The organism is Pseudomonas sp. UM16 (assembly GCF_050312595.1).
In the GTDB taxonomy this organism is placed as follows: domain Bacteria; phylum Pseudomonadota; class Gammaproteobacteria; order Pseudomonadales; family Pseudomonadaceae; genus Aquipseudomonas.
The window spans coordinates 211915-225850 of record NZ_JBNPJT010000001.1; the positions used below are offsets into that span (position 1 = coordinate 211915).

Below are 13936 nucleotides of genomic sequence, written 5' to 3' on the forward strand. Positions count from 1 at the left end.
CTTGTCTTTTAGCTCGACTTGTTCAAGTTGATGATGGTTGAGCCTTCCACATCGACGACAATGCCAGAAAGGGTGATCGTCCCGTCTTGGTTCATTACCAACTTGCTTTTGCCCACTTCCAGCGTGATGGCGGTGGCGGCTTTGATCTTAACCTCACCTTGATCAACGGTTACAAAGTACGAACCCTCTTCAACAGCAATACTGGTTTCCAGTTTGATGGTTTCGGAGTGCTTCCCTTCCACTTTGATCGTGCGATGGCCGCCCACCTTGTGGCTCTCATCAGCCTCTACCTCGGTATCCAGGTTGCGCTCGGCATGCATAATGATCTGCTCAGCGCCTGCTTTGTCCTCAAAGCGGAAGAAGTTGGCGTTTGCACCTTTACCCTTCATCGAGCGAGTAAGAAAACCACTTTGAGTCTTGTTGGCCGGCAAGGACCAGGGCGGCATATTGCGGCTGTTGTAAAGACTGCCGATGATTAGTGGACGGTCAGGGTTGCCGTCGAGAAACTCAACCACAACTTCATCGCCGACACGGGGAAGCAAAATGCTGCCGAACCCACCACTGGCGCCCGATTGAGCAACACGTACCCAGCAGGAACTCTGGTCATTGAATTCACCATTACGGTCCCAATGGAACTGAAGCTTCACTCGACCCAGTTCGTCGGTATAGATTTCTTCGCCGGGTGGCCCGACCACAAAGGCGGTTTGTGGCCCGACGATCACACCGCGCGGCGTGTGTAGAGTAGGCCGGAAGGGGATCTTGCGCCGGATACACGTAAAGCGGTTCTGATAGCCTGCTTCACCGCCATTGGTGTAGTTGTTTTGCCCCCAATGCTTGATCGTCAGGATCAGAAACTGTCGATCGTCCTGGGCATCATTGTCGTGGTCATAGTGCTGTGCCAGTTCGAAATAGTAGCCAGGCTCCATCGAACGGCAGTTACTGTTACCGCTGAACGTCTTGCCCATCACTTCCATTGCTTCCAGACGGTGGCGGGCCTTCTGCATGCCGTCATCCACGGTGGCATAGCCATACAAGCCTTCGTATTCGAAAACCTCAAACTGACCGACATCGCCTTGTTTGTTGATTGAGTTCAACTGAACAAGCTGGGGATGGCCGGGTTGTTTGTAGTCATAGGATTTAAGTGAAAGCCGGGTTGGCTGGAACTTGCGGCTGGACGACCAGGCGGTGATGGAATCTTCGGTCTCGGTGACGGACGCTCGGTGGTAGCGAATCACCGGCTGCCCTGGGAGTGGCGGTAGCGCAATGCTGTCATCGGTAATGATCATCCGATGACCCTCTTTACTGTGCTGGAAGGTAAAGAACAGCCCTTCCTGTTCAAGCAAACGCAGGACAAAATTCAGGTCCGATTCCTGATATTGCGTACAGTAACTAATAGGCTTGAGCGGCTTGCTCAAACGAAACTCATGGTCCGCCAACTCAAGGTAATAGGCAAAAACCTCCTTGACGATCTGCTCGGTGGTTTTGTCCTGAAAAATGCGCGAATCACGTCGACGACTGAGGATCCACAGCCATGGCACCAACTCAGCACTATAATTGGCCACACCACCATCAGCGCCACTGTGAACAAAATCGGAAACGTGGGCACTGATGTATTTAAAACTACCATCAGCCAACGTAATGGCCAGGGTAACTTTTTTGCCAATCAGCTTCTTGAGTTCGATCCTGGCATCCTGAGACACCAACTCAACATCGAACTTGAAGAGTTCGGAGATGCCCTCCTCGCCGGTAAATCTCAGCAGTTGCAGCTCCTGATCATCCGGCAAGGGCTAATCGAAAGTGATCAACCGTTGATGCTGGGTAAAAATCTGCGCCAGAGCCTCCGTAATCATCCATTGCGTCCTGCAGAAGGCTGGAAATCTTCCCATGAAAACGCCGTGGTAGATCGGTGTCAAGTTGCATAATGATTAGTGGTTATGCGCCACTAAGATTGCACATTGCCATCACTCGAGTTCCGAACGCTTTAAAAACAGGCATTTAAGACGCACTCCGTGAGACCAGATCACAAACCGTTGGCGCGTCACCCGACCTTGTAACTAATTACGTAACTAGTTCATGGAAATCAAGCGCAGTTTTTCGCGCAACCTCTGAATAACAAATTCGGCTGGATGAGACATGCGTTGATGTGTCCCTTGCATTTGATCTTGAAGTTTTGCCGGTGTAGGCTGCCCCCAAAGGATGCTGCCCCGCTCAGTAAATATTGATGCAGACAAGGAGAGACTCGTCATGAGCCTGAGCAATTCCCAGCTCAGTCAGCTGGACCGTGAGTTAGATCACAATCAGCGAGAAATGGTGGTCATGCCCATGGATGACCTTAGGGCGCAGGCCGTCGCTTTCGACGCTTCCAGCAGTACTACCCAAGCCCCTCAAGTATGCAGCCGAACTCAGACGAACATGCTCAGTGGCGTATGGAGCGGAACCCAATCCCTCTACAACGCCACCGTACATCCTTTCGTCAATACCAATTGGGGCGTTCCAAGCGCTCTGGGCGCATATGATGCCTATAACGTTGCCAAACTGCTTCGCGACATCGGCGGATTTGGCACAAAAGTAAGAATATCCAGCCATAACGGACGTGAGTACCTGATACTTACTGGCTACCCTGGCCTGCGTAACAAACTGCGCGGCACGCGTTACGGCATACGTAATGCCCAGCTCGTAGACCTCGGTGTCGGCAAGTACGGAATACGGGGATCTTCAATCATTGGCTTCAAGTTATCTTGCTATGTTGCAGTCGGCGTTGAGATCCTTGAGTGGATATTCAATGACGAGGCTGTAATATCAGATCTATTTGCGGGTGTTGGAGTGGAGCTTATCAAAGCGGGTATAGCATCGGCTGTTGGTTATGCTGCCGCTTTGGCAGCTGGAGCGTTTTTCACTGCTGCCGCTGCTCCAGCAATAGCAGGAGCTATAATAGTTCTCGCTATAGGCATCGGCCTGAATGTTATAGACAATCATTACGGCATAAAAAACTCGGTTAAAGCTAGCATGCGCTACGCCATAGATCACATACAACATATCCAGGAAAAAATCACCAGAATTTCCGCCAACGACCTGAGAAATTATGCCGAAGAAACGATCAGCAATATTGCCTCAGAAATCGCAGACGAACTTTACAACGAAGCAAAATCTTGGATTATTCGAAAAGTTCAACCTCAAGACTTCAACCTCCCCAACTGGCCTGATGCGCCAAAGCTGCCGGGCTTCACCCTACCTAAATTCTGATAGCCATGACCTCTAAATCCCCCCCCAAAAGAACTGAAATGTCCGCAACAAAGCTCAGACTCCTTGCTGTGGTGTTCATACCGGGCATGCTACTTACCGGTGCTTTTTCTCTTTACTGGCTCTGGACCAACGTTCTCCCTATTTACGGAAGGATTTATAGGAATGCGCCTGTCATAGAAGTGCCATACTTAGCGTTCGGACTGCTTATGGCACCACCCGGAGTTCTGATTTTGGTCATCGGGGCGTCTATCGCTGCATGGAACGGCAAAAAATTTGATCCACCACGATCCTCGAAACTCTATCGCTTCCAAAATCTAATGTTTAGCTCATCCATAAAAATAATGATTTATGTTGTACCAGCACTCATGATATTAACCACAGTAGCACTACTGGCCCGCAACTACTCACCCTGTCCGAAGTTGTTAATTTCGGGCTCCGCTTGGCAACTATTCTGGGTCAATGACGAACTTGCATGCTTCAAACCATCTCGCTACATCAACGGAAACTGGCCTTGCAAGATTATTGGTGATAGGGAGATATGCATCCAGGTGGACGACCGGTAAGCCAAGCCTGGCAAGCCCCGAACAGAACTCCGTAGTGCCTGTCAAAGTGCGCCAACTTCCCGGGCAGGCGGCGCTCTCCTTGACAGCTGACTTCCTGGCAGGCTCTAACGACGGGCTCTGACAGCAAAAAACCGGCCGAGCAGAGACGCTGCACACTTCTCTCGGATTTCTTCGATGTTCATGAACGTGTAATGGCAGCGATCGCGTGCTGCTTGCTGCTTTAACGCCCGCAAGGCTGAGATATTGGCCCTGTTAGAAAGCACCCTGTACAGCGAAACTGCGATCAAGACGATGAGCAACAGTGAATAGGCCATGTTATAAGTCTGAAACACCGGAAAGAGCAAACCGCCAATAGCAGCCGATACACCACCCAGTACCCTGTGGTTTACCCATTCGACTTCCAGCACTTCAACCCGTTGCCCACGTACGACGAAAAGGCTGCGCTTATTTTTCAAAGCCCTCATCCAGACATAGGCAACTGCAGTGACAATCAGCGGCACACAACTGATGCTCGCTGCTACCAAAGAAGTCGACTTTGACTGCTTGTGCATCAACGCGAGCAACAAGACAAACGCCACCATCGGCGAAACCGAAAGACTGTAAAACAGCCGCACTGTTGCATACGTACTGAAACGCTCAGAACCAAATGCACACGCCACGGTGCAATAGGTCAACGTCAGCACGCCGACCACCGCCGGAACGATCAACAGCGTGAAATTCAGCACGACTGAAGAGAGTGCAAACATCGTAAACAAGCACCAGCCGGCGAATAGCTCCACGAAAAATCGTTCTGGTTCGACGCTGAACATCAACTTATTCCTTCCCCGCCAGGTAGTCATCCAATGACGCTATAGGGTAACAACAAACACAACGCCCGCTCCTACAGTGCCATCATTCAGACTCCCCTTCTCTCCAATCTTCCTGTTCATTTTCGAAAAAACCTTCCGCAAAAACGGACCTGGTTCACTTTTTCGAAAAAATCCGCACTGCGGATTGGATCCAACAAACATCACCTAACCCTATGATTTTATTGGGCAAAACTTCATTCGAATACCAAAATGCCACTATTTAGTAGCACTAAGACATCATTGCGGCACATCACAGAATCACGAAAAAATTGCCCGACTCTCAGGAACTTCTCCCCAAGAAGACTGCCCTACAGAACATTGCTGGCAACTCGATATTCAAGTGCCATTACCACTCCCAGAATCGCACCAAAGTGCGTGGGAGATGTGATTCAGCTTCCATGCGTACCGGTGTTACGGGACGAACAAGAAGGCTCAAGGACGATGCACCGATGACACAGACGTTTGATGTCGAAGCACTGATCAGGCTGCGTAGCCAGACCCGGGTGATTTCCGATGCGCTGAAGGCGCAGGCGTCGGACTATCTCTCGACCCTGGCCCTGCTGATCCGTCCGCAAACGCTGTTCGGTGAATACCTGCAGGGCGCGCAACGCAGCAGCGGCCGCGAAACCCAGCACCACTTCAAGGAGCTCATCGAGCTCTACGAGCGTATCGGCTCGGCCTCCCCTTTCCAGCTGGTCAGCGAGCTGGAAGTCCCGCTCAACCTGATCAGCACCACTCCCGAACTGTTCCCGCTGGAATACGACAAGGTGCTCGCGCAAAGCGGTCAGAGCATCCGTATCACCAGCCCGGTGCGCTGGGTCGTGGGCTTCAGCTCGTTCGACCTCGCACAGTTTCGTAGCGTGATCAAAGACCCCAATCGCAGCAGCGCCGAGTTGTACCGTTTCGTGGTGCATTACCTGGTGTTGTTCTACTGCCTGAGCAAGTCGCCCGGCTTGAGCCGCCTGTTCGAAGGCCTGCGCTTTGCCCTGAGTTTCGAGCGCCTCAAAGGCTTTGGCGATCTGCCGTTTTGCATTATCAGCTCGCCGGTACGCTCCGAGCTGCCCGATGAAGCGGTGATCCGCAGCAGCACGCAGATCGCTGGCAACACCAGTTTCGAAGAGCTGGTGAGCCGCGAAAACATCATGGAAATGAACGATGAAATCCGTCAGCGCCTGTTGCTGACGATCGAAGGACTGTAACGCGCCCGGTCAATCGTAAAGACCGCTACGCAAACGATTTGCAGCGAATTGCTCGCACAGGAGATCACCATGGCGAAGAAGGAAAGTACCCAGCACAAACTCGACCGCGTCCGCGCGCCTCGGGTCCACATCACCTATGACGTAGACATCGGCGATGCTCAGGAAAAGAAAGAGCTGCCGTTTGTCGTCGGTGTGCTGGGCGATTTCTCCGGCAACCCACTGGAACCTCTGCCCAAGCTCAAAGACCGTAAGTTTGTGTTCATCGACCGCGACAACTTCAACGGCGTGCTCAAGGGCATCAAGCCGCGCCTGACCTATCGCGTCGACAACACCCTGGCCAAGAACGGCACTCAGTTGGGTGTCGAGCTGAACTTCAACAGCCTGGAAGACTTCGAGCCACAGAACGTGGTCAAGCAGGTCGAGCCGCTGCGCAAGCTGCTCGAGGTGCGCAACAAGCTGGCCGACCTGCGCAACAAGATGGGCGGCAACGACAAGCTTGAAGAGCTGCTGATGGACGTGTTGCAGAACACCGAGAAGCTTAAAACTCTGGGCAAGGAATTCGGCCGTGACGCCGAAGTTCCTGCCAACGATCGCAACGCGTAAGCAGGAGCCTGACGATGACCGACAAGCAAACCGTGGCGCAACAGGCCAGCGATCTGGTGGAAGTGGAAGCCTTCGCCCCGCAATCCTCGCTGCTCGACAGCATTATTTCGCAAAGCCGCGTGGCCCGCTCCGAAACCGAGCGCACCCGCACCCGTGACCTGATCGGCGAACTGGTCGGCCAGGTGCTGGAAGGCGAAATGACCCCGAGCAAAGACCTGATCGCGGTGCTCGATGCGCGTATCGCCGAAATCGACGCGATGCTCTCCGAGCAGATGAACGAGATCATGCATGCCCGTGAATTCCAGCAGTTGGAAGCTTCGTGGCGCGGCCTGAAGTACCAGGTCGACCAGACCGAGACCAGCACCACGCTGAAGATTCACCTGCTCAACGCTTCGAAGAAGGACCTGGTGCGCGACCTCAAGGCCGCCTCCGAATTCGACCAGAGCGCGCTGTTCAAGAAGATCTACGAAGAAGAGTACGGCACCTTCGGTGGTGCACCGTTCGGCATGTTGCTGGGTGACTACGAGTTCAACCGCAACCCGGAAGACATGTACCTGCTCGAAGAGATTTCCCACGTTGCCGCAGCGGCCCACGCCCCGTTCATTTCGGCGGCCTCGCCGGAGCTGTTCGGCTGGGACTCGTTCACCGACATGGCCGGCCCGCGTGATCTGGCGAAGATTTTCGACACCGTTGAATACGCCAAGTGGAAGTCGTTCCGCGCCTCCGAAGATTCGCGCTATGTCGGCCTGACCCTGCCCCACGTGCTCGGTCGTCTGCCTTACGGCCCGGATACCACCCCGGTGGAAGAGTTCAACTTCGTTGAAAGCGTCGATGGCCGCGACCACAACAAATACCTGTGGATGAACGCCGCCTATGCGCTGGGGACCCGGGTGACCGACGCCTTCTCGCGCTACGGCTGGTGTGTGGCGATCCGCGGTGTTGAAGGGGGTGGCCTGGTCGAAGGTTTGCCGACCCACACGTTCAAGACCGATGACGGCGAAATCGCCCTCAAGTGCCCGACCGAAATCGCCATCACCGACCGCCGCGAAAAAGAACTTTCGGACCTCGGCTTCATCCCCCTGGTGCATTGCAAGGGCACTGACTACGCCGCGTTCTTCGGCACTCAGTCGACGCAGAAGCAGAAGCAGTACAACACCGACATTGCCAACGCCAACGCGCGACTGTCGGCGCAGTTGCAGTACATCTTCGCGACCTCGCGCATCGCTCACTACATGAAGGCGATCATGCGCGACAAGATCGGCAGCTTCGCCTCGCGTAAAGACGTCGAGCTGTTCCTCAACAAGTGGCTGGCCAGCTACGTGTTGCTCGATGACACCGCCAGCCAGGAAGCCAAGGCCAAGTTCCCACTGCGCGAGGCACGTGCCGAAGTCTTCGAAGTGCCGGGCAAGCCCGGTGTGTACAAGGCGGTCACCTACCTGCGGCCGCACTACCAACTGGATGAGCTGACCGCTTCATTGCGGCTGGTTGCCGAACTGCCGCAATCGACGCGCGGCTGACCTGCGCCTGTTCTCAAGGATGGAACATGAGTAACCAACACCGGCTGTTGCCTTCGCTGCTGGACCGATTGCTGGACGACCGTCCGTTTCAATCGGCGGAAGCGTCTGCGCAGCGCTCATGTTCGCTGGCCGACTACAAGGCCAGCATCGTTCGCGACCTGGAGATACTGGTCAATACGCGCCAGTCCCTGGTCGCCAACGAGCTGGAAGATTTCCCCCAGCTCAACGGCACCATCCTTGATTACGGCATGCCCGATTTCATCAGCAAAAGCGTGCTCGACCCGCAAGACCGGGCGTTGATTCAACGTCAGCTGGAAAAGGCCATTACCACTGGCGACCGGCGCTTTCGCAGCGTTCGTGTGCAACTTCTGGCGCAACAAACCGGCCATCGCATGTTGACCTTCCGGGTAGACGCGGTACTGCGTCTGCAGGACATCAGCCGCCACGTCTCGTTTGACGCAGTGCTGCAGGTCAACACCCAGGAATACAAAGTGCAGAACCTCAACTGATGCTCGACGATCTGTTGCCCTATTACGAAAAGGAACTGTCACACCTGCGCTTTCTCGGCCAGGAGTTCGCGGCGCAGTATCCAAAAATCGCCTCGCGCTTGCTGATCGAGGGGGACAACTGTGAAGACCCGCATACCGAGCGTTTGATCGAAGCGTTTTCGTTCCTGGCCGCGCGGGTACACAAGAAACTCGATGACGAGTTTCCCGAGATCGTTGAATCATTTCTGGAAGTGCTCTACCCGCATTACCTGCGCCCTACCCCGTCGATGTCGATCGTTGAGTTCAGCCTCGGCAAGCAGGAAAAGGTCACCGAAGCCTATCGCGTGGCCCGCCACACCGAGCTGCAGGCCAACCCGATCGAGGGTGTGGTGTGTAAGTTCCGCACCTGTTACCCGGTGGAGGTCTGGCCGCTGGCGGTGCAGCAGGCGTCTTTTGTGGAGATGGAACGCTCGGCCTTCAACGGCCACAGCGCCGACCTGGTGGCACGCCTGCGCATTCGTCTGGAAGCCACTTCCGATGTGTTGTTCGGCAAGATGGAGCTGGACCGCCTGCGCTTTTTCCTAGACGGCGAAAGCACGCTGATGCTGCAACTGTACGAGTTGCTGTTCAATAACCTGGCCAAGGCCACCCTCAGCTTCCAGGACCAGGGCCGCAGCCGCGAAGTGGCCCTGCCGGCCGACGCGCTGAAAGCCGTGGGCTACAGCCGAGATGAAGGCCTGGTGGACTATTCCGAGCGTTCGTTCCTCGGTTATCGCCTGCTGCACGAATACTTCACCTTCCCCGACAAGTTCATGTTCTTCGACCTGTCGGGTTTCGCCCGCATTCTCAATGGCAAAGACGTCGCGCAGGTAGAAATCAACTTCTACTTCTCCGACTATGACTTGAGCGAGCGCTTGGCGCGGCTGACGCAGAACATCGGGCGCAACAACTTCAAGCTCAACTGCACGCCAATCATCAACCTGTTCCGCCAGCAGGCAGAGCCGATCAAGTTGTCGCACACCCAGTATGAATACGCGGTAACCCCGGACATCCGCTTGCACAACGCGGCCGAGGTGGTGTCGATTGATCGCGTGCGCCGGGTGCGCAAACTAGGCGGTATCGACCAGGTCGGCACCTGTCACCCGTTCTTCGAGCCACGGGAAGATCAAGGCCACGACAACAGCTTCTGGATCGCCCGCCGCCACGCCCAGCGCGACGGCTCGAACATGCTGATTCGGGTGGTCGACCGTGATCTGGAACTGATCGACGGCAACAGTGACACCTTGAGCATCAGCCTGACCTGCAGCAATCGCGACGTACCGCTGATGCTGCCGTTCGGGGGCGAGCGTGGCGATTTCAACATGCCGTCCAACTCGGTGATCAAGGACATCCGCTGCCTGCGCAAACCCACCGCCTCGGTGCGGGTGCCGCTGGGCAATGGCCTGATCTGGCGCCTGATCTCGCACCTGTCGCTTAACCATATGTCACTGGTGTCCCAGGGCCGCGAAGTGCTGCTTGAGCTGCTGTCGCTGTACAACTACCGCAACGTTTCGGCGATCCGCAAACAAATCAACGGCATCAAGGCAGTGAGCAGCGAACCGGTGGTGGCGCGTATCGGCCACCCGCGGCCGAACTTCGTACGCGGCGTGGGCATCACCCTGACCTTTGATGAAAGCCAGTACACCGGCAGCGGTGTGTTCCTGTTTGGCATGGTCCTGGACCATTTCTTTGGCCAGTACTGCTCGATGAACAGCTTTACCCAATTAACCCTTCGCACCTTGCAACGTGAAAAGAGAGTCGTCCAATGGCCCGCGCGAACCGGCGATCAGCCCCTGGTCTGATTGACCAGGCAAGGGCTGAGCCGCACCGATTCGAATTTTTTCAGTTGGTGCGATTGCTCCGCCTGCACTACAGCAGAACCGGGCGCATGGACCTGGCCACCCGACCGCACGAGGACCCGTTGCGGTTCCGCTCGCAGCTGTCGCTGAATTTTCCCGCCAGCGAGGTCAGCGACCTGCATTTCGAGCGTGAAGGCAAAGTCTCGCCTACCGGCCTGCCGCTGTCGGAAGTCCAGGTTACCTTCATGGGCCTGGTCGGGCCGTCAGGCGTGTTGCCACGCCCGTACACCGAGCTGTTGCTGGAGCGCCACATTCAGTACCGCGACGATGCCGCCCATGCGTTTCTCGACATCTTTTCCCATCGCATGACCACGCTGTTTTACGAGGCCTGGCAAAAGTACAAGTTCTACATCGAGCACGAACGCAACGGCACCTCGGGCTTCGACCGCTACCTGCTCAACCTGGTGGGCCTGGGGCCTGGGGCGCAGCGGCAGAAGTTCGAACGCCGCCAGTCGCCGCTACGCCGCGAGCTGTTCAGTTACTTCTCCGGCCTGTTCAGCCAGAAGCCACGCAACGCGCTGAACCTGGAAGTGATGCTCGGCTTTTACTTTTCCCTGCCGTTCAAGGTCAAACCGTTTGCCGGGCGCTGGCTCAAGCTCGACGCCTCGCAGTGCACCCAGCTGGGGCGCAAGAACGCCTGCCTGGGGCAAAGCGCCGTGGCCGGTAACCGGGTCTGGGATTACCAGTCGTGTGTGCGCATCGAGCTGGGGCCGCTGGCGCTGGCGGATTATCAACGTTTCCAGCCAGGCAGCGCGGACTACTGCCGACTGGTCGAGCTGGTGCGTTTTTATGTCGGTGCCGAGCTGGATTTCCAGATCGCGCCACGGCTTAAAGCCGACGCCGTTCCGCTCGCCCGTCTGGGCCGTGGCGGCAATGTTTCGTTGGGCTGGCAAGGCTGGCTCAAACGCCCCGGTGCCGACGTCGAACCTTCGCGTTGCGCCGTATTCCAAATTCCTTTTGATGGGGTCGCCCTGTGAACCTGAAGTCTCTGTTCGCCAAGCTGAATGAAACCAGCCGCACGGCCACTGAAAGCGCGGCGGCCCTGTGTCTGTCGGAGCAGCATTACGACGTCGAAGTCGAACACCTGCTGTTGCAGTTGCTCGACAGCAGCGACAACGACCTGCCGGCGATCCTGCGCCATTACGATGTGGTCGCCGAGCGCCTGCAGGCGCAATTGGTCACCGCCCTGGGAACCTTCAAGAAAGGCAACACCCGCACCCCGGCGCTGTCGCCGCATATCACCCGGATGATTGAACAGGCCTGGGTGCTGGCCTCGATCGAGTTCGGCCAGGGGCAGATCCGCACCGCTCACCTGTTGCAGGCGTTGCTCGATGACGCCGAGCTGCGCCGGGTGGTCATCGCCTCGGCACCAGAGCTGGAGAAAATCAACGCGGATGACCTACGCCTGAACCTCGCGGCACTGGTCGAAGGCAGTGCCGAGTCGAAGCTGGCCAGCCCGCTGGCAAGCCCAGCAGCAGCGGTCGCTACGCCCAGCAAAGGCAACGGCAAAACCCCGGCGCTGGACCAGTACACCATCAACCTGACCCAGAGCGCCCGCGAGGGTCGTATCGATCCAGTGCTGGGCCGCGAGTTCGAGGTGCGGCAGATGGTCGATATCCTCACCCGCCGCCGCCAGAACAACCCAATCCTCACTGGTGAAGCCGGCGTCGGCAAAACCGCCGTGGTCGAAGGGTTGGCCCTGCGCATCGCCCAAGGCGACGTGCCGTCGGTGCTCAAAAACGTTGCCCTGCACACCCTCGACCTGGGTCTGTTGCAGGCCGGTGCCGGGGTCAAAGGTGAGTTCGAGAACCGCCTCAAGTCGGTGATCGAAGAAGTCAAGCGCAGCCTGCACCCGATCATTCTGTTTATCGACGAAGCCCACACCCTGATCGGCTCTGGCGGCCAGGCCGGGCAGAACGACGCCGCCAACCTGCTCAAGCCAGCCCTGGCCCGCGGTGAGCTGCGCACTATCGCGGCGACCACCTGGGCCGAGTACAAAAAGTACTTCGAGAAGGACGCCGCCCTGGCCCGCCGCTTCCAGGTCGTCAAGGTCGAAGAGCCGGACGAAGACAACGCTATCTATATGCTCCGTGGCCTGCTCGGCAAAATGCAGGAGCACCACAAGGTCGCGGTGATGGACGAAGCCCTGGTGCAGGCGGTGCGCCTGTCCAATCGCTACATCACCGGCCGCCAGTTGCCGGACAAGGCCGTCAGCGTGCTCGACACCGCTTGCGCGCGCATCGCCCTGGCGCAATCCTCGCAGCCCGGCGCGCTGGAAGACTGCCAACGCCAGATCGATAACCTGCAGGCGGAAATCGCCGTGTTGGAGCAGGAAACCGGCAAAGGCCATGACCACGCCCGCCGCCTGGCCGCGCTGCAAGAAACGCTGCAGGTCGAGCAGCAACAGTGCGCGCGCCTGGAGCAGCAATGGCAGCAGGAGCTGGCGCTGGTCGAGCGCCTCAAGGCCCTCGATGCCTCAGCAGGCGAGTCGCACGATGGCAACGAAATCGCCGCGCTGCGTGAAGAACTGAGCCGCGTGCAAGGCGACCAACCGCTGGTACATGCGCTGGTCGATGGCAGCGCCATTGCTCAGGTGATCAGCGGCTGGACCGGCATCCCGCTGGGCAAGATGCTGCGTGACGAAATCGACACCGTGCAACGCCTGCCGGCCTTGCTCGGCGAGCGGGTACTGGGCCAGGACCACGCCCTGCACGAGATTGGCAAGCGCATCAAGATTTCCCGCGCACGCATGGAAGACCCGAACAAACCGATTGGCGTATTCCTGTTGCTTGGCCCAAGCGGCGTCGGCAAGACCGAAACCGCCCTGGCCCTGGCCGACACCCTGTATGGCGGTGAGCGCAACCTGATCACCATCAATATGTCCGAGTACCAGGAAGCCCACACCGTTTCGAGCCTCAAAGGCTCGCCACCGGGCTATGTCGGTTACGGTGAAGGCGGCGTGCTGACCGAAGCGGTACGTCGCAAGCCTTACAGTGTGGTGTTGCTCGACGAGGTGGAAAAAGCCCACCCGGATGTGCTCGAACTGTTCTTCCAGGTTTTCGACAAAGGCGTGCTGGACGACGGCGAAGGCCGCGAGATCAACTTCCGCAACACGGTGATCATCCTCACCTCCAACACCGGTACCGAGCGAATCATGCAGGGCTGCCTGAATGTCGAGCACGCGCCAAGCCCCGAAACCATCGTCGAGGGCCTGCGCGATGAGCTGAACCAAGTGTTCAAACCGGCATTTCTTGGTCGCCTGAGCATTGTGCCGTTCTACCCGGTACAGGACGCCATCCTCGAACGCATCGTCGCGCTCAAACTGGAACGCATCCGCAAGCGCTTCGAGCGCAATCACCAGGCCGAACTGAGCTACGACGAGGCCCTGATCAAAGCCATTGCGGCGCGCTGCACCGAAGTCGACAGCGGTGCACGCAACATCGACAACATTCTGTCCAGAACCTTGATGCCGGAACTCGCTCAGCGCGTACTGGAGCGCATGGCGCAGGACCGCCCGATCGAACGTCTGAGCATCGAATTGGGCAGCGACGGCGACTTCGCCTACCACCTGGCCTGA

At 57.1% G+C, this 13936-nt stretch carries 9 protein-coding genes and 1 pseudogene; 8 read left to right on the forward strand and 2 right to left on the reverse strand.

What is annotated here, in order from left to right:
- Positions 1-8: 8 nt before the first annotated feature.
- Positions 9-1850, reverse strand: a pseudogene (locus ACQRAX_RS00995) (type VI secretion system tip protein VgrG).
- A gap of 394 nt (positions 1851-2244) precedes the next feature.
- Between ACQRAX_RS00995 and ACQRAX_RS01000 the strand changes: the two are divergent.
- Positions 2245-3243 (forward strand): hypothetical protein, encoded by a 999-nt coding sequence (locus ACQRAX_RS01000; RefSeq protein ID WP_412037609.1) that lies wholly within the window; start codon positions 2245-2247, stop codon positions 3241-3243.
- A 667-nt stretch (positions 3244-3910) separates the two neighbouring features.
- Here the strand turns inward: ACQRAX_RS01000 and ACQRAX_RS01005 are convergent.
- Positions 3911-4615 (reverse strand): hypothetical protein, encoded by a 705-nt coding sequence (locus ACQRAX_RS01005; RefSeq protein WP_412037608.1) that lies wholly within the window; start codon positions 4613-4615, stop codon positions 3911-3913.
- Between the two features lie 488 nt (positions 4616-5103).
- Here ACQRAX_RS01005 and ACQRAX_RS01010 point away from each other — a divergent pair, with 488 nt between their 5' ends.
- The 7 genes from ACQRAX_RS01010 to tssH all read left to right on the forward strand — a co-directional run bounded on the left by ACQRAX_RS01010 (position 5104) and on the right by tssH (position 13936).
- Positions 5104-5853 carry a hypothetical protein gene (locus ACQRAX_RS01010; protein WP_412037607.1) on the forward strand — a complete coding sequence of 250 codons (750 nt, stop codon included), beginning with the start codon at positions 5104-5106 and terminating at the stop codon, positions 5851-5853.
- Between the two features lie 69 nt (positions 5854-5922).
- Complete coding sequence (gene tssB, locus ACQRAX_RS01015) at positions 5923-6456, forward strand: type VI secretion system contractile sheath small subunit (RefSeq protein WP_045183942.1); 534 nt, start codon at positions 5923-5925, stop codon at positions 6454-6456.
- 14 nt (positions 6457-6470) lie between these two features.
- Positions 6471-7973 carry a type VI secretion system contractile sheath large subunit gene (gene tssC, locus ACQRAX_RS01020; protein ID WP_045183943.1) on the forward strand — a complete coding sequence of 501 codons (1503 nt, stop codon included), beginning with the start codon at positions 6471-6473 and terminating at the stop codon, positions 7971-7973.
- Positions 7974-7999: 26 nt separating this feature from the next.
- Positions 8000-8482, forward strand: a complete 483-nt coding sequence (gene tssE, locus ACQRAX_RS01025; protein ID WP_412037606.1) for a type VI secretion system baseplate subunit TssE — start codon at positions 8000-8002, stop codon at positions 8480-8482.
- Positions 8482-10302: a type VI secretion system baseplate subunit TssF gene (tssF, locus tag ACQRAX_RS01030; RefSeq protein ID WP_412037605.1), complete on the forward strand. Its 1821-nt coding sequence runs from the start codon at positions 8482-8484 to the stop codon at positions 10300-10302. The genes tssE and tssF overlap by 1 nt, the downstream gene beginning before the upstream one ends.
- On the forward strand, positions 10266-11336 hold the full coding sequence (tssG, locus tag ACQRAX_RS01035; RefSeq protein ID WP_412037604.1) for a type VI secretion system baseplate subunit TssG: 1071 nt from the start codon (positions 10266-10268) through the stop codon (positions 11334-11336). The genes tssF and tssG overlap by 37 nt, the downstream gene beginning before the upstream one ends.
- Positions 11333-13936: a type VI secretion system ATPase TssH gene (tssH, locus tag ACQRAX_RS01040; protein ID WP_412037603.1), complete on the forward strand. Its 2604-nt coding sequence runs from the start codon at positions 11333-11335 to the stop codon at positions 13934-13936. The genes tssG and tssH overlap by 4 nt, the downstream gene beginning before the upstream one ends.